The 23,197-nt window shown below is 59.1% G+C and carries 19 protein-coding genes; 8 read left to right on the top strand and 11 right to left on the bottom strand.

Annotated elements, in window-relative coordinates:
• Positions 1 to 25 precede the first annotated feature (25 nt).
• Positions 26 to 1,996, top strand: a complete 1,971-nt coding sequence (locus VIN96_RS09210; protein ID WP_331895643.1) for a carbohydrate kinase family protein — start codon at positions 26 to 28, stop codon at positions 1,994 to 1,996.
• On the opposite strand, the gene VIN96_RS09205 is transcribed toward VIN96_RS09210, so the two are convergent.
• The 4 genes from VIN96_RS09205 to VIN96_RS09190 all read right to left on the bottom strand — a co-directional run bounded on the left by VIN96_RS09205 (position 1,993) and on the right by VIN96_RS09190 (position 7,655).
• Positions 1,993 to 2,916 (bottom strand): glutathione S-transferase family protein, encoded by a 924-nt coding sequence (locus VIN96_RS09205; protein WP_331895642.1) that lies wholly within the window; start codon positions 2,914 to 2,916, stop codon positions 1,993 to 1,995. The genes VIN96_RS09210 and VIN96_RS09205 overlap by 4 nt on opposite strands.
• A 38-nt stretch (positions 2,917 to 2,954) precedes the next feature.
• Complete coding sequence (locus VIN96_RS09200; protein ID WP_331895641.1) at positions 2,955 to 5,537, bottom strand: transporter substrate-binding domain-containing protein; 2,583 nt, start codon at positions 5,535 to 5,537, stop codon at positions 2,955 to 2,957.
• Positions 5,538 to 5,722: 185 nt separating this feature from the next.
• Positions 5,723 to 6,451 (bottom strand): acetoacetyl-CoA reductase, encoded by a 729-nt coding sequence (gene phbB / locus VIN96_RS09195; RefSeq protein ID WP_331895639.1) that lies wholly within the window; start codon positions 6,449 to 6,451, stop codon positions 5,723 to 5,725.
• Positions 6,452 to 6,479: 28 nt separating this feature from the next.
• Positions 6,480 to 7,655, bottom strand: a complete 1,176-nt coding sequence (locus VIN96_RS09190; protein ID WP_331895637.1) for an acetyl-CoA C-acetyltransferase — start codon at positions 7,653 to 7,655, stop codon at positions 6,480 to 6,482.
• Positions 7,656 to 7,880: 225 nt separating this feature from the next.
• On the opposite strand from VIN96_RS09190, the gene phaR reads away from it, so the two are divergent.
• Both phaR and VIN96_RS09180 read left to right on the top strand, forming a co-directional pair.
• Positions 7,881 to 8,477 (top strand): polyhydroxyalkanoate synthesis repressor PhaR, encoded by a 597-nt coding sequence (phaR, locus tag VIN96_RS09185; RefSeq protein WP_331895635.1) that lies wholly within the window; start codon positions 7,881 to 7,883, stop codon positions 8,475 to 8,477.
• A gap of 278 nt (positions 8,478 to 8,755) precedes the next feature.
• Positions 8,756 to 9,130, top strand: a complete 375-nt coding sequence (locus VIN96_RS09180) for an Hsp20/alpha crystallin family protein (protein WP_331895634.1) — start codon at positions 8,756 to 8,758, stop codon at positions 9,128 to 9,130.
• A gap of 95 nt (positions 9,131 to 9,225) precedes the next feature.
• Here VIN96_RS09180 and VIN96_RS09175 read toward each other — a convergent pair whose 3' ends face one another.
• From VIN96_RS09175 to queG, 3 genes are read right to left on the bottom strand one after another with little or no spacing between them, the layout of a single operon-like run.
• A complete protein-coding gene (locus tag VIN96_RS09175) occupies positions 9,226 to 10,065 on the bottom strand; it encodes a mechanosensitive ion channel family protein (RefSeq protein WP_331895632.1) in 840 nt (279 codons plus the stop codon).
• 30 nt (positions 10,066 to 10,095) lie between these two features.
• Entirely contained in the window at positions 10,096 to 10,911 is an 816-nt protein-coding gene (locus tag VIN96_RS09170) for a formylglycine-generating enzyme family protein (protein WP_331895631.1), read from the bottom strand.
• Positions 10,912 to 10,942: 31 nt separating this feature from the next.
• Entirely contained in the window at positions 10,943 to 11,983 is a 1,041-nt protein-coding gene (queG, locus tag VIN96_RS09165) for a tRNA epoxyqueuosine(34) reductase QueG (protein WP_331895629.1), read from the bottom strand.
• Between the two features lie 92 nt (positions 11,984 to 12,075).
• Between queG and queC the strand changes: the two genes are divergently transcribed.
• From queC to queD, 3 genes are read left to right on the top strand one after another with little or no spacing between them, the layout of a single operon-like run.
• Entirely contained in the window at positions 12,076 to 12,798 is a 723-nt protein-coding gene (gene queC, locus VIN96_RS09160; protein WP_331895627.1) for a 7-cyano-7-deazaguanine synthase QueC, read from the top strand.
• A complete protein-coding gene (gene queE, locus VIN96_RS09155) occupies positions 12,795 to 13,448 on the top strand; it encodes a 7-carboxy-7-deazaguanine synthase (protein WP_331895625.1) in 654 nt (217 codons plus the stop codon). The genes queC and queE overlap by 4 nt, the downstream gene beginning before the upstream one ends.
• A 23-nt stretch (positions 13,449 to 13,471) precedes the next feature.
• Positions 13,472 to 13,837, top strand: a complete 366-nt coding sequence (queD, locus tag VIN96_RS09150; protein WP_331895623.1) for a 6-carboxytetrahydropterin synthase QueD — start codon at positions 13,472 to 13,474, stop codon at positions 13,835 to 13,837.
• Here queD and VIN96_RS09145 read toward each other — a convergent pair.
• The 4 genes from VIN96_RS09145 to queA all read right to left on the bottom strand — a co-directional run bounded on the left by VIN96_RS09145 (position 13,834) and on the right by queA (position 17,276).
• The gene (locus tag VIN96_RS09145) at positions 13,834 to 14,529 is read right to left on the bottom strand and encodes a glutathione S-transferase family protein (RefSeq protein ID WP_331895622.1); all 696 of its coding nucleotides are present in this window, start codon (positions 14,527 to 14,529) and stop codon (positions 13,834 to 13,836) included. The two genes, queD and VIN96_RS09145, sit on opposite strands and share 4 nt — an antisense overlap.
• A gap of 88 nt (positions 14,530 to 14,617) precedes the next feature.
• Positions 14,618 to 15,073 (bottom strand): preQ(1) synthase, encoded by a 456-nt coding sequence (gene queF / locus VIN96_RS09140; protein ID WP_331895721.1) that lies wholly within the window; start codon positions 15,071 to 15,073, stop codon positions 14,618 to 14,620.
• A gap of 20 nt (positions 15,074 to 15,093) precedes the next feature.
• Complete coding sequence (gene tgt / locus VIN96_RS09135; RefSeq protein WP_331895620.1) at positions 15,094 to 16,221, bottom strand: tRNA guanosine(34) transglycosylase Tgt; 1,128 nt, start codon at positions 16,219 to 16,221, stop codon at positions 15,094 to 15,096.
• Positions 16,221 to 17,276 (bottom strand): tRNA preQ1(34) S-adenosylmethionine ribosyltransferase-isomerase QueA, encoded by a 1,056-nt coding sequence (gene queA / locus VIN96_RS09130; RefSeq protein ID WP_331895618.1) that lies wholly within the window; start codon positions 17,274 to 17,276, stop codon positions 16,221 to 16,223. Before queA ends, tgt begins: the two co-directional genes overlap by 1 nt.
• Positions 17,277 to 17,548: 272 nt before the next feature.
• On the opposite strand from queA, the gene VIN96_RS09125 reads away from it, so the two are divergent.
• A complete protein-coding gene (locus VIN96_RS09125) occupies positions 17,549 to 19,402 on the top strand; it encodes an adenylate/guanylate cyclase domain-containing protein (RefSeq protein ID WP_331895616.1) in 1,854 nt (617 codons plus the stop codon).
• Positions 19,403 to 19,582: 180 nt separating this feature from the next.
• The gene (nifJ, locus tag VIN96_RS09120; protein ID WP_331895614.1) at positions 19,583 to 23,167 is read left to right on the top strand and encodes a pyruvate:ferredoxin (flavodoxin) oxidoreductase; all 3,585 of its coding nucleotides are present in this window, start codon (positions 19,583 to 19,585) and stop codon (positions 23,165 to 23,167) included.
• Positions 23,168 to 23,197 lie beyond the last annotated feature (30 nt).

The raw sequence follows: 23,197 nt of genomic DNA, 5'->3' as shown, positions 1-23,197 counted from the left end.
TTCGACACGAAAAGGACTGAGCACCATGAGCGACGGCGATCCTTCAAATGCCCGCACAGCGGCCATCGCGGAAATCAACGGCGTGCCCGAGCGGGTGCTGATTTCCCTGGTGCGGTCGCAAACCATCGATTTGTTCGCGGGCGGGCTTTCGGACGGTTTGCGCGCGACCTTGGAAACCTTGCGCGGTCGCGCGCCCGACGCGGTCAAGGTCGCGGTCGACGCGATCCGCCGAACGGCGGCGGAAGATGGTTACGAGGTGGTTTTGGATGCGGCGCGCGGTGAACGTTTGGTGATATCGGATTCCGATGCGGGGCCGTTCAAGCGCACCTTGGGCGGCGGCTTGTGCAATTTGGCCAAGGATCTTGAAATCATCCTCGACGTGCTTGGCGATGTCGGCGAGGGGGGCGAAGAAGACGCAGCGCCGAAACGCCCTGACATCGACTATCTGACGTGGGCGGACGCCGCAGATTCGTTTCCCGGCCAGATGGTCGCGGGGACCTCGCGCACCTCGATGATTTTTCGCGGTGACGGTTTCGACAAGCTGATCTTGACCGAACGTGGTCCGTCTTATGATTCGGACGCCATCGATTTGTGGCAAACGGAAAAGGATTTCTTGGGCGCGGGCGACGATTTCATCTTCGTCGGCCAAGAGCCCGCGGATTCCGAAAAGTTTGATCTGATCTGGCAGCGTAAACTCAAGAACAAGGGTCTCAAGGTCTTTTGGCTGGTCGGCGGCAATCAGCTGAAAAAGCTCTACACCGAGTATCGTCACTTTCTGTCCATTGCCGATGTGGTCAGCCTCAACCTCGCCGAGGCGGCGCAGTTTTTCGGCTTCGAGCCGCTACGCCGCAAGCACAAGGACGCCGCCGAGCTGCGGGTCATGTACGCGCGCGAAATCAGCCGCCGGGTTTTGGAAGACGGCGCCAACCACGTCGTCATCACCGACGGCGCCAAGGGCGCGGCGTTGGCGCGCAAGGCCCGCGGCGGGCGGGTCGAATTCGTCTACTCGCCGTTGATCCAGGAAAACGCCATCGAGGTCGACCGCAGCGTTCAAGAAGACACCGGCTGCGGCGACAGCTTCGCCGCGTCCATCGCGGCCTATTACCTGATGGCGGGCTCAAGCCTGAAGCTAAACCAAGCGGCCAACTTCGCCCACTACATCGCGGGCATCATCTTCCAACGCGCCCGGCCAAATTTGACCGACAAGGATCGTGGCTTCGTCGAATACGCGCTGCACAAGGCCGAAAGCTCGGGCGCGTTCGTAGGTAAGCATGAAACGTTCGATCGCGACGAATGCCAAATCCGTCCCGCGCCGATCCCGCCGCGCGGGCCGAGCCGCAACGTCTTGGTGTTGTTGATCGGCGGCAATCCCGGCGACCCGGAACATCCGCGCATCACCGGCGCGGGTGCGGCGCTGGCCAATTTGGCGGGCAAATGCCAAGACGGTAGCTATAGCCTCAGCCCGCTGGTGCGCGTGGTGCCGCGCCAGATCACCCACTCTGCCGCCAAGGGGCGGCCCGACATGCAGGCGATCAGCGCCGAGGACATGACCCGCTTGGTCGACACCGGAAAGTTCTGCAAGGAAATCGGCGATCTGGAAAACGATTCCGCCGTGCGCCATGGGGTGTTGAAAGAAGATTTGAGCGGTTTCGAAGGCGTCTATCTGTTGCGTGTGACGTTGCTGGAAACGCTGGAAATTCTGTCGTCCGAAGACTTCGCAGAATTGTTCGGCGACATCAAGTTTTGGCACTTTCCGACCGAAGACGTGGACGAGCGCTTGGTGTGGAACACCAAGACCTGGGGCGTGTCGCGTGAACAAAGCCTGGAAATCATCCGCCAGTCGTTGCGCGATTACGTGGTTCAGGCGCAACGCCCGCAGTTTCGTTTCGGCCGCGTGCGCGCCACCACCCGCGAAGACTTCGAAGACGAAATGACCGATCAGTTGATCTTGCGTCTCGATGCCTTGCTGGCTGGGGTGTTTCGCGCCAGGTCTTAGACAGGTTTCACGTCGTAGCCCAAACGCGGGAAGTGTACGGCGACGGTTCCGGCGCGGTCGTCATTGCGCACCAGGGTGACGCGTTCGGCGGTGAGGCTGTGCAGCGTACCGACGACCTCGGGGCCGCCGCTTGCGGGCTGCACGCCGATGGTGTCGCCCGCCTTGAGCCCCAGGGGATCGGCGGAGTCTATGAGTTGGGGCGTTTGCGGCTGAGCGTTCTTGGCGATATCCAGCGCGTCGAGGTCGCTCAATTCTACAGGACTACCGTGGCCGATGGCTTTGATGCGCTGTTCCCAGCGGATCAGGTTTTCAAATTGGCTTAAAAACGTTTCGCCGTCGGCCATGCGGTCGCGCAAAAACCACACCAGGTAATAGGCCAGTGCATCGGCCAATCCGGGCTGCGCACCCATCAGGAAATTTTGAGCTTTGACCCCGTCGTCGATCCAGGCGAACTGGGTGCGCACGTTCGCGAGCGCATTTGCGTATTTGGCTTTGATGCCGTCGAGCGAAAAGTCCTGGCCGAAATACAGCGGCCCGCGGTCGGCGAGAAATTCTGGCGGCATGTTGGGGCTCATTTCGACCAACGCGACGGTGACCACGTCCTTGAACAGTGGGCCATCGGTCCATTGGCCCAAGGCCCAGGACAGCCCAGGGCGAGCCGAGGGAAACAAGGTCGGCGTGGGGACGCGGCGTTCGATCTCGTCGATGATGCATTTGGTGTCGCAGTAAATATCTGCGCCGATCTGCATCACCGGGGTGAGGCGATAACCACCGGTCAAGGGCATCAAGTTCGGCCTGGGCGGCAGGCGCGGGATCATCACGGAGCGCCAACTCAGGCCCTTCATGCCCAGCACCACGCGGACCTTTTCCGTCACTGGCGATTGCGGATAGTGGTGGAGGATGATCGGTTCGCTGCTCACGTGGGGTGCCTTTCTCATGTGGCGGTCTCGGCTTTTCGTCAGAGTTCCAGGGTCAGGACTCTTTCGGCGGGGAAGGTGAGGCTGACCTTGGTGCCTTTGCCGATTGCGCTTTCCAACTCCATGGTGCCACCGTGCAATTCGACAAGGCCTTGTGTCAAGGGCAGCCCGAGCCCGGTTCCTTCGTGCGTACGCGAAAGAGAACTGTCGACTTGACCAAATTTCGTCATGGCTTTGTCGAGGCCGTCATGATCCATGCCGATGCCGGTGTCCGTGATGGTGAGAACCATTTTGTTTTGTTCGTCGATGTGCGCATCGCACGAAATGTTACCGTTTTCGGGGGTGAATTTGACGGCGTTGGACAGAAGGTTGATGAAGATCTGTTTGAGGCGCAGCGGGTCGGCCATCAACATCGGCAAATCGGGCGTGTCGATGGGTTTGAGGGAAATGCATTTTTCATCCGCTTTGGGGCTGATGATTTGCATCGCTGCGGCACAGATGTCTTGAACGATGACTTCCTCTTCCCGGAGGTTGAGCTTGCCGGCTTCCACCGCAGATACATCCAAAATGTCGTTGATGAGCTGCAAAAGGTGCGTGCCGGAAGAATGGATGAAGCCGGCGTATTCTTCGTATTGTGCATTGCCCAGCGGGCCGAAGACGGAATGCTTCATCGTTTCGGAAAAACCGATGATGGCGTTCAGCGGTGTGCGCAACTCATGGCTCATGTTGGCCATCAGGTCGGTCTTGGCCTTGTTGGCAAGTTCCGCGGCTTGTCGCGCATTGGCCATGGCGATTTCGGTGTTTTTGCGTGCGGTGATGTTTTCGTGCATGGCGATAAAGTGGGTGATGGCGTTGTGCTCGTCGCGCACCGGGGAAATGGAAACCGCAGCCCAAAACACCTCGCCGCTCTTTGTGCGGTCTTCCAACTCACCGCGCCATTCGTCTCCGGACAAAATGGCTTGCCACATGTCTTGATATACTTCGGTCGGGGTGTTGCCGGATTGCAGCAACTTGGCGTTCCGTCCGATCGCCTCGTCGGGTGTGTAGCCGAGCAGTTCCGAAAATTTCGGGTTCACATACTCGATCGTTGCATCAATGTCGGTGATGTAGATGACGCTGGAGCTTTGCTCGACGGCTCGCGACAGTTTGCGCAATTCCGCTTCGCTTTTTTGCCGTGCGATCACTTCATTGGACAGGTCACGGGTGCGTTCTTCGACACGCACTTCCAGTTGGTCCAGCGTTTCTTGCAGTTTTTCTTCGGCAATTTTTCGGGCCTCAAGCTCTTGCGTTAGACGATCAGACACCAGTTTACGTTCGGTGATGTCCTGCACAGTGCCTTTGGAGCGGATGACTTCACCTTGAGCGTTGCGAATGTGTTCGCATTTTTCGTGCACCCAGCGCACCTCTGCCGTGTCGTGACGGATGATGCGATGTTCGATGTCATAGGGGAATGTCCCTTGCATGCTGCCTTCGTATTGCTGAGCGACATAAGCCTTGTCGTCAGGATGAATGGCATCCAGAAAGGCTTCGTAACTTGCACCGAACTCGTCGTAGGGGATGCCGAAAATGCGATAGATTTCATCCGACCACCATAGCTCGCCGCTTGCGATATCAAGTCGCCAGCTGCCCAGACGGGCGATCTCTTGCGCCGAGATGAGATCTTGCTTGGTCTGTTGCAGGCGTTGTTCGGCTTGGGTGCGGTTGATCACCTCAAGGCGCAGGTTCCTGTTCAATCGGGCGAAATACGCCGCGATGACGATGACGAGCAAAAAGGCTGCACTGACAAAGAGGATCGTCCAAACGATGCGTTGTTTCGTCCAGTACGGCGTCGGTGTGCCAAACCACTTGACGTAAATGGCTCGATATTCAGGCGAGCGGACGAACCACGCCACAGCTTGCGAAAGCGTCGCATGGAGTTCCGGGGCGTCTTTTCTCACCGCAATGGCGCGGGTGATTTCCGTGAGCGGCATGCCCACGACATGGATGCGATGGTCGATCTTTGCCTTGCGCGCAATTTGCATGGCGACGGGTTCGGGATAGACAAGCGCATCAACCTCGCCCGCGGTCAGGGCGAATAAGGCGTTCACCTTGTCATCGAAGACTTTGAGGTTGATGTTGTTTCGTTGTTTGAGCAGGGAGTAGCCCACATTATTCGTGACAACGGCGACGGTCTTACCGTCTAGATCCCGAAGGCCAAAAATATTCTGGGTTTCCGTGCGCACGAAGATCGATACGGGGAAGGTCTCCACGGGCGGGGTGAATTTTGCAAAGGCTTCTCGTTGCTCCGTGATGCCGGCATTGGGGATCACATCGACTTCACCGTCCTGAAGGGCCTTGGTGGCCTCGGGCCATGAGTTTTTGATGATATATCGCACCCGAAAGCCACTGCGTTTCGCGATGGCGTTCATGATGTCGATGGCGAACCCTTCGGGTTGACCTTTGTCGTTAAGTGTATAATAGGGGGGGAAATTGCTTGTGACGGCGGCTGTTATTTCGGATTCCGCCCATGCACGTCCTGGAGACAGGAAAACCAAAAGCAAAAAGCTCAGCGCAAGCACGCCGGAGTATCCTCGCGCCAATGGCCTTTTGAAGCCTGCGCGGCAAATGCCGTTGTGGGTCATCATGATCAACCGTCATCCCGACTGCATATAATAGTATTATGTGGGGTGGCGGTGCGGGGCGACCAAACGAAAAATGACCGTCAGTCTTGTACGTTGCTCGGTTTGATAAGGGGGGGCTCCAACAGCAAAAAAACCGCTCCGGAATTCCCGAAGCGGTTTTCGCTAAAGCGCAGGAGTGTGCTTTGGTCTTAGGTGGTGATGTATTGCCCGCCGTTGACGGTGATGGTCGCGCCGGTGATAAAGCCAGCTTCTTCGGATGCCAGGAAGGTCACGCAGCGCGCGATCTCCGCCGGTTCGCCCAAGCGGCCCACAGGGATTTGCGGCAGGATTTGCGTGGTCAGAACGTCTTCGGGGATGGCCTTGACCATTTCCGTGGCGACGTAGCCGGGGGCGACGCAGTTCACGGTGATGCCCTTGCGCGCGCCTTCTTGGGCCAGCGCCTTGGTGAACCCGATCACGCCGGCTTTGGCGGCGGAATAGTTGGTCTGGCCCATCTGGCCCTTTTGACCGTTGATCGAGCTGATGTTGATGATGCGTCCGAAATTGCGTTCGCGCATGCTCTCGATCACGTTCTTGGTGGTGTTGAACAGGGAGTTGAGGTTGGTGTTGATGACCTCGTTCCACTGCTCGAACGACATTTTATGCAACATGGCGTCGCGGGTGATGCCGGCGTTGTTGACCAAAATATCGATCGGGCCGAGATGGCCTTCGATTTCCAAGATGGCAGCGTGGCAGCTGTCGTAGTCGGAAACATCGAACTTCTGCACGCGGATGCCGGTCAGTTCCTTGAACGTCGCGGCGGCTTCGTCGTTTCCGGCGTAGGACGCGCAGACTTCATAGCCCGCTTCTTTGAGGGCGATGGAAACGGCTGCGCCGATGCCGCGGGTGCCGCCGGTGACGAGTGCTGTACGGGACATGATATTTCTCCTGATTCCGGGGCTTGAGTTAGGCGCGTTCGACGCACATGGCGATGCCCATGCCGCCGCCGATGCACAGCGTGGCGAGGCCTTTTTTGGCGTCGGTGCGTTTCATTTCGTGCAACAACGTCACCAGCACACGGGTGCCGCTGGCGCCGATGGGGTGGCCCAAAGCGATCGCGCCGCCATTGACGTTGACCTTGGCCGTATCCCAGCCCATGGATTGGTTGACCGCGCACGCCTGGGCGGCAAACGCTTCGTTGGCTTCGATGAGGTCGAGGTCGGAAACGCTCCACCCGGCTTTTTCCAGCGCAGCGCTAGAGGCCGGGATCGGCCCGGTGCCCATGATTTCCGGATCGACGCCGCTGGTCGCCCAGGACTTGATGGTCGCCATCGGTTCGATGCCGCGCTTTTGCGCTTCTTCGGCCGTCATCAGCACCACTGCGGCGGCGCCGTCGTTGATGCCCGATGCGTTGCCTGCCGTTACGGTGCCGTCCTTGGAAAATGCCGGACGCAGACCGGCGAGGGTTTCGGTGGTGGTGCCGTGGCGCGGATATTCGTCGGTGTCGACGATGGTGTCGCCCTTGCGGCCCTTGACCGTTACGGGAACGATTTCGTCCTTGAACTTACCGGCCTTTTGCGCGGCTTCGGCTTTTTGCTGGGAGCTCGCGGCGAACGCGTCTTGGGTGTCGCGGCTGAGCTGGAACTTGGACGCGACGTTTTCCGCCGTGGTGCCCATGTGGTAGCCGTTGAAGGCATCCCACAGGCCGTCCTTGATCATGGTGTCGACCAATTCGGTCGGGCCCATTTTGGTGCCGGAGCGCAAATAGGTGCAGTGATTGGACAGGCTCATGTTTTCCATCCCGCCCGCGACCACGATGGAGCTGTCGCCGCATTGAATGGCTTGGCTGCCCAAGGCCACGGTGCGCAGGCCGGAGCCGCACACCTGATTGATGGTGTAGGCGGTGCGTTCGACCGGAATGCCCGCGCCGACGGCGGCTTGACGAGCGGTGTTCTGTCCCGCGCCCGCGGTGAGCACATGGCCCATGATGACTTCGGAGACATCCTCGGCACTGACGCCCGCGCGGCTCAAAGCCTCGGTAATGGCGATTTGGCCGAGCTGTTGCGCCGGAACGGTGGACAGTGCCCCCGAAAAAGCCCCGATGGGCGTGCGCACGGCGCTGGCGATGACGATGTCGGTCATGGTTGCTTCTCCCAAATGCGGGCCGAGCATGTTTGCCGCAGCCCATAGCCTGTTCTTAATCTCCCGTTAGCTTAGAGGGACTCGCGGCGGGCGTGCAATACATAATGTTGCAGTGCACAAAAAAATCTACGGCGGTTGCAGCATTTTTTCATTGCAATGCAGCAAACACGCGCACAAAGTGAAGGCAGGTGCGAAGGACTACGCCAATCTAACAAAGGGGCGGTTATGGCAGATGCCAATCGGGCCGATGGGCCCATTACAATTAAAAAGTACGCCAATCGGCGTCTCTACAACACCGCGACCAGCAGCTATGTGACCTTGGACCACTTGGCGCAAATGGTGCGCGACGGTGTGGATTTTGTCGTCCACGACGCAAAATCCGGCGAGGACATCACCCGCCAGGTTCTCACCCACATCATCGTGGAAGAAGAAGCCAAGGGCGACAGCATGCTGCCGCTGAGTTTCTTGCGTCAGCTGATTTCGCTTTATGGCGACAGCCTGCAATCGATGGTGCCGAGCTATCTGGAACAGACCATGAAAGCCTTTTCAGGCAATCAGGACCAGATGCGCGAGTTGATGGATCAGGCTTTCGGTGCGAACGCCGCGCTGAAACCGTTCGAAGAGATCGCGCGGCAAAACATGGCGATGTTCGAAAACGCCATGAAGATGTTCAATCCCATGGCCGCGAGCGGCGGTGAGGGGACGAGCTACGGCGGCACGGCGAAATCCGCCCCACCTCAAGACGAAGGCGACATGGAAGAAATGCGCGCCCAACTCGACCAGCTGCAAAAGCAACTGAACGAATTGAGCAAGCGCAGTTAAGCTAGCGCAGCTTTGAAAAGAAAAAGGCTCCCGCTCGGGCGAGCCATCACCTCTATGTAGGGAGCCATCGCAATGCGCGTTGGCTCCCTTTTCGTCGCGCCTGTTCGCGTGAGGGTGATCTGGGCAGTATGGGCTTTTGGGGAAGCTATATATAATAAATAGGGGGCCGCTTCAGGCGGCGCCGAGTTGGATACAACACATAAATGCGAGGTGCCATTATGGTCGAGAACTCAGGTCGCACCCCAATGCATTTCGGTGATGCTTGGTGGGGCAACGTCATGGATCCGTTAAGACAGTTGGCGGCAAAGGTCGCAGATTTTTTCGCGCCTGCCGCCGAAGCGTCCCACACCCAAGATCACTACGAAATCAGCCTCGAATTGCCGGGTGTTCCGGAGGAAAACATTGCCATCCGTATCGAACGCAACATGCTGACCGTATCGGGTGAAAAAAAGTTTCATCGCCTGCATGACGGACAAGATTTCTTTTTCTCCGAATTTTCATACGGCAAATTTCAGCGTTCGTTCCGCTTGCCGGAAGATGCGGATGAAGATCATGTGAAGGCAACGTATACGGACGGCGTGCTCAGCATCACGGTGCCCAAAAAAGCCGTCGGTGCGACGGGGAAAAAGATCAAGATCACCAAGTCGGTATAGGGTTCTTTTGCTTTGGGTATGGAGACAAATCATGATCGTCTCCATACCCTTGCTCATTTGCTTATGTGGCTCACCCGGTGGTGAGCCCTTTTTCGTCACGCTTGATGGATATGCACGTCGCGTTGCGGATAAGGGAAGGATATACCTTCCTTATCAAACGTCTGCTTGATGGCTTTGGTCATGGCGAATTTTACGCCCCAGTAATCGCCGTTGTTCGTCCACACCCGTACCACCAGCTCAACCGCGTTGTCGCCCAGGTTGGCGACTTCAACGAACGGGGCCGGGTCGGCGTGGATGCGCTCGTCCTCGGATGCGATGCGCTTGATCACGTCCATGGCCTTGTCTATATCGTCGCCGTACCCGATGCCGACGGTCATGTCGACGCGACGCGTGGGGTGGTGGCTGAAGTTACGGATCGCAGCACCCCACAGCTGTGAATTGGGCACCACAATGTGGATGTTGTCGCCGGTGGCCATTTTGGTGGTGAACAGCCCCGCTTCCTTGATGGTCCCGGACAAGCCCGCGCCTTCGATGAAATCGCCGACCTTGAAGGGGCGAAACAGCAACAGCATCACGCCCGCCGCGACGTTGGACAGCGTGCCTTGCAACGCCAAGCCGATGGCCAAACCGGCGGCACCGATAACGGCGACGAAGCTGGTGGTTTCGACCCCGAAGCGGTTGAGCACCGCGACCACGGTGAAAGCCAAGATGACGTATTTGACCAAGCTGGAGAAGAAGCTGGTGAGCATCGCATCGACGGCTTTGATGCGCCCCAGCGTTTTTGCCATCGCGCCCTTGGCCCATCCGGCGATCGTCCAACCGACAACCAAGATCGCGATTGCGCCCAGCACGTTGAGGCCATAGGTGGTGATGACCGAGATCACTTGGTCGATGATTTCTTGCAGCTGTTGGGAGATCTGTTCGGGATCATCCATCTTCGGATTCCTTCATTATTTTGGCTTCTTTTACGGCAGCTCCCGCAACACGCGAAAGCCGATGCCATAGCTTTTCACCCGTCCGTCGTTTTTAAACCGCCACGGCGAACGGATGTTTTTCGAGAAATAATACCACGACCCGCTGCGCATCACCCGCTGGCGGCAATCGCCTTCAAGCCGCGGCGACGCATCGGACGGTGCGCCGTCATGGGTCGGGTTCCAGCAGTCTTCGACCCATTCCCAGACATTGCCGTGGACGTTGTACAGGCCCCACGGATTGGGTTCGAAGCTGTCCACGGGCTCGGATTGATGGCTGATGGTCGGGCCGCAGTTTCGGCAGTTGGCTTTTTTCTGGCCGACGTCGTCGCCCCACCAGAAATCCGTCTGGGTGCCCGCGCGCGCCGCGTATTCCCATTCGCTTTCACTGGGCAGGCGGTAGGTCTTGCCGGTCTTGTCGCTCAACCATTTCAGATACATTTTGGCGTCGAACCAAGTGATGTTGACCACTGGGCGTTTGCCGCGACCCCAATTGTGGTCGCTGGGCAGTTCGGTGCCGCACGCGCCCGCGTCGAAACACGCCTGCCACTCGTCGAAGGTGACTTCGAACATGCCGATGGCGAACGGCTTGTCGATGGTGACTTTGTGGGCTGGACTTTCGTTCTTATGCCGACCATCGGAACCCATGATGTAGCTGCCGGGCGGGATGATCGCCAGTTCGGGGCAGGTGTCGCAATCTTGGATGCCGGCATAACGTTGCGGCGCCAAATTTTCCGCACATGCCGTTCCTGCCAGGGCAACGGCCAATAGCAAGGCGACGAGCGGAATGTGGGTGAATTTCAAGCGCATGGGCGGAGTGTAGAAAAACTAGAGGCTTCTGTCATGGCTTTTCAAGGCGCTGCAAAGCCCAGCGTGCGGTCTCGCGGACGCTTTCGTTCAGATCCTCGCTCAGGGCTTCGGCGACTTCCTTCAATCGGCGGGCTTTGGAATTGCCGATGGCAATCAGCACGTTGCGCACCATAGGGTTGCGGCGCGTGCGTTTGATGGGGCTGCCGGCGAACACTTGGCGAAATTCCGTGTCGTCCAGCGCGGCCAAATCGGCGAGCCGGGGCGCGGTCAATTCCACCCGTGGCAGAAAATTGGGTTCGGTGTGCAGCTTGGTGAACTTGGTCCACGGGCATGCTGCCAGGCAATCGTCGCAGCCGTAAACGTGGTTGCCCATCGCGGCCATCAAGTCGGGATCCAACGTGCCCTTGTGTTCGATGGTCAGATACGAGATGCATTTGCGCGCATCCATCTGGTACGGCGTGATCGCCCCGGTCGGGCACGCGTCCAGGCACGCGGTGCAGGTGCCGCAGTGATCAACCTCGGCGCGGTCGGGCTCCAGATCAAGCGTGGTGAACACCTCGCCCAGGAACAGCCACGAGCCGAATTCGCGGCTGACCACGTTGGTGTGTTTGCCTTGCCAGCCGATCCCGGCCATTTGCGCCAACGGCTTTTCCATCACCGGGGCGGTGTCGACGAACACTTTGATTTGGCACGCCAGTTCTTCGACCATCCAGCGGCCCAGCGCCTTGAGGCGTTTTTTCACCACGTCGTGATAGTCCTTGCCCTGGGCGTAGACGCTGATGGCGGCGCGATCCTTGAGCGCGTGGATCGCGGTGGGATCGGTGCGGGGGCCGTAATTGGTCCCCAACACGATCACCGTGCGCGCATCCGGCCATAGGGCGTCGGGGCTGATGCGCTGCTCGGCGCGGCTTTCCATCCACGCCATGGTTCCATGGCGGCCGTCGTCCAGGTACGCGTGCAGGCGCTCGCCATGCTTGGGATCGAGCGTCGCGGGCGCAAAGCCGACGGCGTCGAAACCAAGCTCAAGAGCCTTGGCGCGGATTGCGTCCTTTGTGAGGGCGGGGGAGGTCATAAACAGGCGAGCCTTGCGTTGGTCGTCAAAGATGTCTAAATCCTGGGCCAAACGCGCGCCCCAGGCAAGGCTCGCGATGATCGGAGACCCGCATGAGCGTCGAAACGCAGAAAAAAGCCGCCAAAGCCGCAGTGGTTCTGTTGAGCGGTGGGCTGGACAGTTCAACCGTTGTGGCTATCGCCCAAGCGGCGGGCTACGACGTTCATGCGTTGAGCTTCCGCTACGGCCAGCGCCATGGTCTGGAGCTTGAATGCGCCACCGCAATCGCCGCCAAGGCGGGCGTGCGACACGTGATTTTGGATCTTAACCTATCGCAATTCGGCGGCTCGGCACTGACCACCGACATGCCGGTGCCTAAGGATCGCGACGAAACCCAGATGGCGAGCGATATTCCGGTGACCTATGTGCCTGCGCGCAACACGGTGTTTTTATCGTGCGCGCTGGCGTGGGCGGAAACGTTGGAGACCGGCGACATTTTCATCGGAGTTAACGCGCTGGACTATTCCGGCTATCCCGATTGTCGCCCCGAATACATTCAAGCGTTTGAGGCCATGGCCAATCTGGCCACCCGTGGTGGGGTTGAAGGCACCCTGCCGGTGACCATCCACACCCCGCTGATCGACCTGACCAAGGCCCAGATCATTGAAAAGGGTCTCGAACTTGGCGTTGATTACGCCATGACGACCAGTTGCTACGATCCCGCGCCGGATGGTGCGGCGTGCGGCCATTGCGATGCGTGTCAGCTGCGGTTGAAAGGGTTCCGTGAAGCGGGGCTCAGCGATCCGTCTGCTTATCAACAGGGCGCGGACGCATGAGTTACAGCGTCAAGGAAATGTTCTATTCCCTTCAAGGCGAAGGTGGCAACACCGGCCGCGCCGCAGTGTTTTGCCGGTTCGCCGGGTGCAACCTGTGGTCGGGACGTGAACAGGACCGTGCCGAAGCGCAGTGCGATTTTTGCGATACCGATTTTGTCGGCGTAGATGGCGATGGCGGTGCAAAATTCGCCGATGCCGATGCCGTCGCCGATGCGGTGGAAAAGTTCTGGCCGGTGCCCGGCATGGCGGGGGAAGGTCAACGCTTCGTCATCCTCACCGGCGGCGAGCCGGCCTTGCAGGTGGATGAGGCCTTGATCGATGCGTTACGCGCACGCCGCTTCGAGGTCGCGATCGAGACCAACGGTACGCTCGACCTACCCCAGGGCCTTCACTGGATCACCGTGTCGCCCAAGGGCCACGGCGCCTTCGAGGCCTTGAAAGTGACCGAAGGCGATGAGCTGAAATTGGTCTATCCACAAAACGGCATTGATCCTGCAATTTTCACCGACTTGGCCTTCGATCACTTATACTTGCAGCCAAAGGACGATGAGAACCACCACCAAAATACCTTGATGGCGCTGGATTACTGCCGCCGCCATCCGAAATGGCGTTTGAGCCTGCAAACCCATAAACTGCTCGGCATTCGCTGAGGCCAAGAGACGGACGACGCCCTATGGAAATCTATAAAATCTTCACCTTCGAAGCCGCCCACCGTTTGCCCAACGTGCCCGACGGTCACAAGTGCGCACGATTGCATGGCCATTCGTTCGAGGTCACCCTGTACGTTGCCGGTCCGGTTGACGATCACACCGGATGGGTGGTCGATTTCGCCGATGTCAAAGCCGCGTTCAAGCCGTATCTTAACCAGCTTGATCACTATTACCTCAACGAAATCGACGGCCTGGAAAATCCCACCAGCGAAAACATCGCGCGGTGGATTTGGCGCAAAGTCAAAACGGCATTGCCGGGGCTCAGCAAGGTCGCGGTGAAAGAAACCTGCACCGCAGGGTGCGTGTACCGAGGCGAAGACGAAGCTTAATCTTTCGGCTTGCCTTCGATGGTATCGACTTCGTCTTCGGCAATGACCCACGTTTCCGCGCGCCCGGCGTCGGACCATTCGATCATCGCCGGCAGCGCTTGCACCGCGTCCATGTACGCTTGGCAGGTGGGGTTCAGTTCCACGGCGTAGGTGGTGAAGCGGCTGACCACCGGGGCGAACATGGCGTCGGCGATGGAAAACGCGCCGAACAGAAAGTCGCCGTCCGCGCCATAGGTTTCCCGGCACTCGGTCCACACCTGTTCGATGCGGCGGATGTCGCGTTTTACGGCGGCTTGTGCGTCTGTCGTCAAGCCGCGCCCGCGTCCGGGGTGGGACGCACGGATGTTCATCGGCATATTGCCGCGAACGGCGGTGAAATTGGCGTGCATTTCGTTGCTCACCGCCCGCGCCCGCGCCCGGGCGGCCTTGTCAGAGGGCCACAGCCGGGCGTCCGGCCAAGTTTCGGCGGCGTATTCCAAGATCGCCAGGGTTTCCCAAATCACGTTGCCGTCGTGTTCCAACACCGGCACGGTGCCGCTCGGCAGTTCGGCCTTGCGTTCGGCCCAATCGTCTTCGAACAGCGGCACCATCTTTTCATCGAAATCGACGCCGCCGACCGTCAGCGCCAGCCACGGGCGCAATGACCAGCTCGAATAATTCTTGTTGCCAATGATCAAAAGCGGCTTGGACATGGGAAACACTCCTCAACTCCGTGGTGCAATGCGCGAAATGATTAGCTCATCGCGACGTGAGGTAAAGAGAAATAATGTCCCGGGACAATCAGCCCCGCCCGCGATAGGGCTGAACGCCTTGATCCGGGATCCACACGCCTTCGGGCGGGGTTCCGGTTTGGTAGAAGACGTCGATGGGGATGCCGCCGCGCGGGTACCAGTAGCCGCCGATGCGCAGCCATTTGGGCTTGGCGGCGGCGATGAATTTCTTGGCGATGGAAATGGTGCAGTCTTCGTGGAACGCGCCGTGATTGCGGAAGCTGGTGAGGTAGAGCTTCAACGACTTGCTTTCCACCAACACGTCGGCGGGGATGTAATCGATGACGATGTGCGCGAAGTCGGGCTGGCCGGTGACGGGACAGACCGAGGTGAATTCCGGCGCGACGAAGCGCGTGACGTAATCGGTGCCCGCTTGCGGGTTGGGGACCGTTTCCAGAACCGCCTCTTCCGGCGAGTTGGGGGCGTCGACCTGGTGGCCCAGTTGGCCCAGCGTTTCGGTTTTCATGTCGCTCATTTTTTCTGTCCTCAAAGGGCGTCGATATCGCCCAACGCGCGGGTGGCGGCGAATTGCGCCTGAAAGTCCGCGAAGCGGCCTTGGGTGATCGCGGCGCGGATGCCCTTCATCAAGTCTTGATAATAGTGCAGGTTGTGCCAGGTCAAAAGCATCGCGCCGAGAATTTCGTCGGCCTTGTTCAAGTGATGCAGATAGGCGCGTGAATGGTTGGTGCACGCCGGGCAGGCGCAGTTTTCGTCCAGCGGGCGCGGGTCTTCGTTGTGGCGCGCGTTGCGGATGTTGATCGAGCCGCGCGACGTCCAGGCCTGACCGGTGCGGCCCGAGCGCGTCGGCAGCACGCAATCGAACATGTCGATGCCGCGCGCCACCGCACCGACGATGTCTTCGGGCTTGCCCACGCCCATCAGGTAACGCGGCTTGTCCGTCGGCAGATGCGGCGTGGTGACGTCGAGCGCGGCGAACATCCGTTCGCGCCCTTCGCCCACCGCCAGACCACCGACCGCGTAACCGTCGAAGCCGATGTCGATCAGCGCCTTGGCCGATTGTTCGCGCAGGTCTTCGTGAACGCCGCCCTGGCAGATGCCGAACAGGCCGTAGCCGGGTCGGTCGACGAAGGCATCGCGGGAGCGCTGCGCCCAGCGCATGGAAAGTTCGGTGGCGCGGGCGACCTCGTCCTTTTCGCACGGAAACGGCGGGCATTCGTCGAAGCACATGGTGATGTCGGCATCGAGCAGGTGCTGCACCTCGATCGAACGTTCGGGGGTCAGCTTGTGATAGCTGCCGTCGATGTGGCTGCGAAAGGTCACGCCGTCCTCATCGAGCTTGCGCAGGTCCGTCAGGCTCATCACCTGATAGCCGCCGCTGTCGGTCAGGATCGGCAGGTCCCAGTTCATGAATTCGTGCAGCCCGCCGAGCTTGGCGATGCGTTCCGCCCCCGGGCGCAGCATCAAGTGATAGGTGTTGCCGAGCAGAATTTCCGCGCCCGTCGCCTTGACGCTTTCGGGCATCATCGCCTTGACCGTCGCCGCGGTGCCGACCGGCATGAACGCGGGCGTGTGCACCGGGCCGTGCGCGGTGTCGACGCGCCCGGTGCGGGCTTGTCCGTCGGTGGTGAAAAGCTCGAAGCCGAAAGCGGTCATCAATGGTCGTCCTCAGAACGGGTAAGCAGGCAGGCGTCGCCGTAAGAATAAAAGCGGTAGCCGCTGTCGATTGCGTATCGGTACGCGGCCTTCATGCGCTTCAGTCCGGCAAAGGCGCTGACCAGCATGAAGAGGGTCGATTTCGGCAGGTGGAAATTGGTCATCAGCACATCGACGATCTTAAAGCGGTAGCCGGGCGTGATGAAGATGTCGGTGTCGGCCATGAACGGGTGCAGCACGCCGTCGTCATCGGCGGCGCTTTCGAGCAAACGCAATGAGGTGGTGCCGATGGCGACCACCCGGCCACCACCGCTGCGGGCGGCGTTGACGGCGTGGGCGGTGGCTTCGGATACCTCGCCCCATTCGGCGTGCATCTTGTGATCGGCGGTGTCTTCAACCTTGACCGGCAGGAAGGTGCCTGCGCCGACGTGCAAGGTGACGCGGGCGGTCTTCACCCCGCGTGTTTCCAAGGACGCCATCATGCGTTCGGTGAAGTGCAGGCCCGCCGTGGGCGCGGCGACCGCGCCGGGGCGGTCGGCGAACAGGGTCTGGTAATCCTTGAGGTCATGCGCATTGCCGCCTTTGGCGCGCTTGATGTAGGGCGGCAAGGGCATCGCACCGATGTCTTCGAGCGCCGCCATCAACTCGTCGCCCGAGCGATTGAAGCCGAGCAGCACTTCGCCGCCGTCTTGTTTGTCGAGCACGTTCGCCTGTAAACCGCCATCGAACTGGATGGTGTGACCGACCTTGAGCTTCTTGGCTGGGCGGGCGAAGGCGTACCAGGTGTTGGGATCTTCGCGCTTGTGCAAGGTCAGTTCGATTCCAGCCTCGACGCCATTGTCGATCCGCCGCCCCGAAAGGCGCGCGGGGATCACCTTGGTGTCGTTGAACACCACGATGTCGCCGGGGCGCAAGGATGCGGCCAAATCCAGGACGGTTTTGTCCGTGAACGCGTCTTCGCCCACGATCAGCAGGCGGGCGCTGTCTTTGGGGTTCGCCGGGTGCTGTGCGATGCACGTTTGCGGCAGATCGAAATCGAACAGATCGACGTGCACTAGGGGGTGTCCTTTAGCGGTGCGTTTTCAAGTCATTTCGGCCCCTGCGTGGGCGGGGTCTGGCGAAATCGGGCGGAGGTTAGGCAAAAGCGCGCGCTTTGGCAAACCCCGATAATCGCACGATATTTGTTCCCGATACGCTAGTGTGACGATTTATGCATGCAACCCCTTGGGATTTCGACATTTTCAGCGTAAATTGGGATAAGTGATAGAATTTGCACGGCGGGACCAACCCGCCGGTATTGGTGTGCTCTAGACCGTGGGTTCTCTGCATGGCGCAGAAAGATGACGTAACGTACGAGCTTTTGCTCTTCACTGCTGGCCGTTGGGAAACCCAAGGCGTCTATGCGGCGAACGAACATCACACGGCGGTCGCGGATGCAAAATCCTTGGCCAAAGTGTCCACCGTCAAAGGCGTAAAAGTGGTCAAGGAATCCTTTGACCAAAAGGCGGGCGCAAGCCGGTCGTTCACGGTTTACGAATACAAACCCCAAGAGTCAGCCCCAGCGAAAGCGTCCGCGCCGAAAAAATCGCCTGCGCCCGCCAAGGAAAAGAAGGCTTCCAAGGCATCCCAAACGGGCGATGTCCGGGAGGACCACGGCCAAAAGGCCGAGAGCCCCAAAAAAGGCGGCTCTCTGTTGGGGGCCTTCATCAAGATTTTGGTGTCGCTGCTGTTTTCTTTGGCTGCCGCGATGGTGGTGACGCAGTTGGTGTCGCTCGCGCTGCAAGGCGTGCATTCCGTCGGACTGTTCGGCAAGGCCGATTTCCTCAATCTGGTCTTCATTTTGGTTTTCGTCATCATGGCGCTGGCATTGATCACACGCATATTGGTGACCATGAAGAACATTGCGCCGATTTTGAAAACGCGGCCCGCGCCTACGGCCAAACCCGCCAAACGCACACGCCTTCAACGCCTGACACCGTCCGTCGACAGTTTTAGGGAAGAACGCTTGGAGAGCGAAGCGCAATCGCTTGCTACCCAAGAAGAAGAGCGCAAGAAAGCGGAGGAAGAAGCCCGTCTGGCCGAAGAGGAGGCTCGCCGCAAAGCCGAAGCCGAGGCGGCCAAGAAAGCCGAAGCCGATGCATTGTCGGAACTCGTCACAATGAATGCGTTCGCCGAAGACGCCTTCGACGTGTTGCAAGATGACAAGTCCAAACAAGACGCCCACACCGTATTCGGATTGGTGTTGTTCTTGGTCGGCGCGGTGCAGGCCTTGCGCCACCAGCACAAATTGTCTGAAACGGTGAGCAATTCGGTGATGGCGCAAACCTTGAGCGGCTTAGGCCTGAGCAAAGAGCGCGCCGAGCACTTTTCCCAACACATCGACGAATATCTGATTTCCAATCCGCGTTATTCGGAGATGTTCCAAAACGGCCGTTCCGCCATGGGCGAGTATCTGAAAAGCGATACCGGACCGCGCGGCGCGCTGTCGGACGCTTTGGTTGCGTGGGATAAGCCAAAATCGAAATCGGAAGGCAGCACCCAACCGGTCACGGTTTTGTTCACCGATATCGCGGGTTCGACCGCGATGACCCAGAAATTGGGCGACGAGGGCGCACAGGCGGTGGTGCGCAGTCACAACAGCATCGTACGCGAAGCGATCCAAGGTTTTTCCGGTAAGGAAATCAAGCACACAGGCGACGGCATTATGGCGTCGTTTCCCTCCGCCGCCGCAGGAGTCGAGGCGGCGATGGAAATGCAAAAACGCACCAGGTCGCACAACGAATCCGATCCCAACCATCCCTTGGGGCTGAAGATCGGCTTGAACGCCGGCGAACCGATTTCCGAAGACGACGACCTGTTCGGCACCACCGTGCAACTGGCGGCGCGCATCGTCGACAAGGCCAGTGCAGGGCAAATATTGGTGTCGAGTTCGGTGCACGGTTTAAGCCAGGGCAAAAGCCTCAAGTTCGAACGTTTCGCGGACTTGGATATGAAGGGTTTCGACGACCCGGTGACGGTTTACAGTGTTGTCTGGAATCCAGACGACGCGCCAGCGACGCCGCCAAAGGCGGAGGCGTCGAAAGCGGAAGGGAAAGATGCCGTGAAAAATGGGGAGAAACCATCGCAGAAGGCTGAAAATGCCCCCCAAGACATGATGTCAAAGAACGCCAACACAAAATAAACGGCCTTTGTGCCAAATGGTTGGCGCAAGGACTAGCCGTGAGCGGTCCGCTGGATTAAACTAAAAGTTCCTCTCAACAGACTGGGTGAGCGCGAAACTCCGCTACGATTTGCGAAGTCCCCGAGTCGGCGCATAAATATACATAATGTGATCGTACAAATAACCCCGGAGCTCAATCACATGTCGCAAAAACGCATGGTTGCCGTCGATGGTAACGAGGCTGTTGCTTCCGTTGCCCATCGCATGAACGAAGTTATCGCGATCTATCCCATCACGCCGTCATCGGCGATGGGCGAACATGCAGACGCCTGGTCGGCGGCGGGGCGCACCAACATTTGGGGCTCCGTTCCACAAGTGATCGAGATGCAGTCCGAAGCGGGCGCTGCGGGCGCGGTTCACGGCAGTTTGCAATCGGGCGCGCTGACCACGACGTTCACGTCGTCGCAAGGCTTGTTGTTGATGATCCCCAATCTGTACAAGATTGCGGGCGAGTTGCTGCCGTTTTGCATGCACGTTGCGGCGCGCACCGTGGCCACGCATGCGCTGTCGATTTTCGGCGATCATTCCGATGTGATGGCGTGTCGTCAGACCGGTATGGCGATGCTGTCGAGCGGAACGGTGCAGGAGGCTCAGGATTTCGCTTGTATCGGCCAAGTGGCGAGCTATGCCTCGCGGGTGCCGTTCATGCACTTCTTCGACGGCTTTCGCACCTCGCACGAAGTGTCCAAAATCGAATACCTTGAAGACGATGTGCTGCAGGCGATGCTACCCGACGGTTTGATCGAGGCGCATCGCAAACACGGCCTCAGCCCCGACAAGCCGGTGGTGCGCGGCACCAGCCAAAATCCCGACACGTTCTTTCAAATGCAAGAAGCCCGCAACATCTATCACGATGCGGTGCCGGGATTTGTGGAGCAGGCGTTCGCCAAATTCGAAACCCTCACGGGTCGCAAGTACGCCCTGTACGAATACCACGGCGCGCCGGATGCTCAGCGCGTGGTCATCATCATGGGCTCGTCCGGTGAAACCGTGCGCGAAACCGTCGATGTACTCAATACTGGCGGAGAAAAGGTCGGCGTGTTGCAGGTGCGTCTTTATCGGCCTTTCAACCTGGAGCGCTTCAGTGACGCGCTGCCCGCGAGCGTGAAATCCGTTGCGGTCCTGGACCGCACCAAGGAAAGCGGTGCGCTGGGCGAGCCGTTGTATCTGGACGTGGTCGCCGCGCTCAATCGTGCGGGCCGTGCCATCAAGGTCATCGGTGGCCGCTACGGTTTGTCGAGCAAGGACTTCACCGCATCCATGGCCAAGGCGGTGTTCGACGAATTGAGCAAGGCCGCGCCCAAGCCGACGTTCACCATTGGCATTTACGACGACGTGTCGGGTTTGTCGTTGGATTGGGACGAATGCGGCAATTGTTACGAGCCGGGTACCATGCATCGGGCGCTGTTCTTCGGCCTTGGTTCTGACGGCACGGTGGGTGCGAACAAAAACGCCATCAAGATCGTCGCCGACAACACCGACAATTATGTGCAGGGCTACTTCGTTTACGATTCCAAAAAAGCCGGCGCGGTGACGATTTCGCATTTGCGTTTTTCGACCGAGCCGATCCGCTCCAGCTATCTGATCCACGAGGCGGAGTTTCTCGCCTGTCACCAGTTCCATTTTCTCGACACCCTGGATGTGCTCAGCCACGCCGCCAAAGGCGGAACGTTTTTGCTCAACGCGCCGTATGGCAAGGACGAGGTCTGGGACAAGCTACCCCGTTCGGTGCAGAGCGCGATCGTCGAAAAAGAGCTTAAATTCTACGTCATCGACGCGCGCCGCATTGCCGCGGACGCGGGCATGGGCAAGCGCATCAACACCGTGATGATGGTGTGTTTCTTCGCGCTATCGGACTTCCTCGATCACGATCAATCGATCCGCCACATTAAGGACGCCATCGAAAAGAGTTACGGTTCCAAAGGCCGCAAGGTGGTGGAGATGAACTTCGCCGTGGTCGATTCGTCCCTGGCGCATCTGGAACAGATCGATGTGCCGTCCGCCGTCAGCTCCGGTTTCGACGTGCCGCCGATCGTGTCTGAAGCGGCACCCGACTTCGTACAAAACGTTACCGCCAAGATGTTGGCGGGCCATGGCGATCTGTTGCCGGTTAGCGCGTTCCCCGTGGACGGCACTTGGCCGACCGACACCGCGCAGTGGGAAAAGCGCAATCTGGCGGCCGAAATTCCCACTTGGATCGAAGATCTATGCATCCAGTGCAACAAGTGCGCACTGGTTTGCCCGCACGCCGCCATCCGGGTCAAAGCCTACGACGGTGCTGCGCTGGACGGCGCCCCCGCGACGTTCAAATCGATGGACTACAAAGGCAAAGAATTCGGCGACGATGCCAAATACACGGTGCAGGTTGCATCGGAAGACTGTACCGGTTGCAAGCTGTGCGTGATGGTGTGCCCGGGCAAGGACAAGAAAAATCCCGAACGCCTGTCCCTTGTGATGCAGCCGCAAGCGCCCCTGCGCATGCCGGAACGCGAAAACTTTCAGTTCTTCCTCGACCTGCCCGAAGCGGATCGCACGTTGATGCGCGGCAACGTCAAGATGACCCAGTTCGCCGAACCGCTGTTCGAGTTTTCCGGCGCGTGTTCGGGGTGTGGAGAAACGCCCTACATCAAGTTGCTGACCCAGCTGTACGGCGACCGTGCGGTGATCGCCAACGCCACCGGGTGCTCGTCGATCTACGGCGGCAACCTGCCGACCACGCCGTATGCCTGCGACCGCAATGGGCGCGGTCCGGCATGGGCGAATTCGTTGTTCGAAGACAACGCCGAGTTCGGTTTGGGTCTTCGTTTGGGGCTCGACAAGCATCACCAAATCGCCATGGAATTGCTCGAACAATTACGCGGCGAACTGGGCGACGATGAGTTGGTGAACGCCTTGCTGTCATCAGACCAATCCGACGAAGCGGGAATTCTCGCCCAACGCCACCGGGTGCAAACGCTGAAGGATAAGCTTGCCGGGATCGACGGTGAGCTGGCAGAACGCTTAGGCATCATCGCCGATCACTTGGTCAAAAAGACCTTGTGGATCTTGGGCGGAGACGGTTGGGCCTACGACATCGGCTTTGGCGGCGTCGATCACGTTCTGGCGTCGGGCGCCAACGTCAACATTTTGGTTCTGGACACCGAAGTCTATTCCAACACCGGCGGTCAGCAGTCCAAAGCGACGCCGTTGGCGGCGGCGGCCAAGTTCGCCAGCGCCGGCAAGGCGTTGCCGAAGAAAGACCTGGGCCTGATCGCAATGAGTTACGGTCACGTCTACGTGGCATCGGTGGCGTTGGGGGCAAAGGATGCGCAGACCATCAAGGCGTTCCAAGAAGCCGAGCAGTTCGACGGTCCGTCGTTGATCATCGCCAATTCGCCGTGCGGCGAACACGGCTACGAGTTGGAACACAGTCTGGAACATCAGACCCTAGCGGTCGAAAGTGGGTACTGGCCTTTGTATCGTTTCGATCCGCGCCTGATGGAACAAGGCAAGGCGGCGTTGCAACTCGACAGCAAAGCACCGGTCCGTTCGGTCTCCGACTTTTTGGAGCAGGAAAACCGCTTCATGCAAGTGAAGCGTAAGGACCCTGAACGCTTCGCCATGTTGGTGGGTAAGTTGGAAGAGGAACTGCGTCATCGCCGTCAAGTGTACGAAGCTTTGGCCACGGTCAAGACCGAACCCAAAGTCGAGGCAGGCGCAGATACGGATGCGGACGCCGCAGAATAATCACAAGCCGAGCAGTCTCGAAAAAAAGCC

Source organism: Magnetovibrio sp., assembly GCF_036568125.1.
In the GTDB taxonomy this organism is placed as follows: domain Bacteria; phylum Pseudomonadota; class Alphaproteobacteria; order Rhodospirillales; family Magnetovibrionaceae; genus Magnetovibrio.
The sequence above is the reverse complement of the archived record's forward strand: the minus strand, read 5'-3'. Positions and strand labels throughout refer to the sequence as shown.

What these genes read in the sequence shown, in the direction of transcription:
- VIN96_RS09210 (WP_331895643.1), top strand. Translation starts at nt 26, where the DNA reads ATGAGCGACGGCGATCCTTCAAATGCCCGCACAGCGGCCATCGCGGAA.
- VIN96_RS09200 (WP_331895641.1), bottom strand. Translation starts at nt 5,537, where the DNA reads ATGATGACCCACAACGGCATTTGCCGCGCAGGCTTCAAAAGGCCATTG.
- phbB (WP_331895639.1), bottom strand. Translation starts at nt 6,451, where the DNA reads ATGTCCCGTACAGCACTCGTCACCGGCGGCACCCGCGGCATCGGCGCA.
- VIN96_RS09190 (WP_331895637.1), bottom strand. Translation starts at nt 7,655, where the DNA reads ATGACCGACATCGTCATCGCCAGCGCCGTGCGCACGCCCATCGGGGCT.
- phaR (WP_331895635.1), top strand. Translation starts at nt 7,881, where the DNA reads ATGGCAGATGCCAATCGGGCCGATGGGCCCATTACAATTAAAAAGTAC.
- VIN96_RS09180 (WP_331895634.1), top strand. Translation starts at nt 8,756, where the DNA reads ATGGATCCGTTAAGACAGTTGGCGGCAAAGGTCGCAGATTTTTTCGCG.
- VIN96_RS09175 (WP_331895632.1), bottom strand. Translation starts at nt 10,065, where the DNA reads ATGGATGATCCCGAACAGATCTCCCAACAGCTGCAAGAAATCATCGAC.
- VIN96_RS09170 (WP_331895631.1), bottom strand. Translation starts at nt 10,911, where the DNA reads ATGCGCTTGAAATTCACCCACATTCCGCTCGTCGCCTTGCTATTGGCC.
- queG (WP_331895629.1), bottom strand. Translation starts at nt 11,983, where the DNA reads ATGACCTCCCCCGCCCTCACAAAGGACGCAATCCGCGCCAAGGCTCTT.
- queC (WP_331895627.1), top strand. Translation starts at nt 12,076, where the DNA reads ATGAGCGTCGAAACGCAGAAAAAAGCCGCCAAAGCCGCAGTGGTTCTG.
- queE (WP_331895625.1), top strand. Translation starts at nt 12,795, where the DNA reads ATGAGTTACAGCGTCAAGGAAATGTTCTATTCCCTTCAAGGCGAAGGT.
- queD (WP_331895623.1), top strand. Translation starts at nt 13,472, where the DNA reads ATGGAAATCTATAAAATCTTCACCTTCGAAGCCGCCCACCGTTTGCCC.
- VIN96_RS09145 (WP_331895622.1), bottom strand. Translation starts at nt 14,529, where the DNA reads ATGTCCAAGCCGCTTTTGATCATTGGCAACAAGAATTATTCGAGCTGG.
- queF (WP_331895721.1), bottom strand. Translation starts at nt 15,073, where the DNA reads ATGAAAACCGAAACGCTGGGCCAACTGGGCCACCAGGTCGACGCCCCC.
- tgt (WP_331895620.1), bottom strand. Translation starts at nt 16,221, where the DNA reads ATGACCGCTTTCGGCTTCGAGCTTTTCACCACCGACGGACAAGCCCGC.
- VIN96_RS09125 (WP_331895616.1), top strand. Translation starts at nt 17,549, where the DNA reads ATGGCGCAGAAAGATGACGTAACGTACGAGCTTTTGCTCTTCACTGCT.
- nifJ (WP_331895614.1), top strand. Translation starts at nt 19,583, where the DNA reads ATGTCGCAAAAACGCATGGTTGCCGTCGATGGTAACGAGGCTGTTGCT.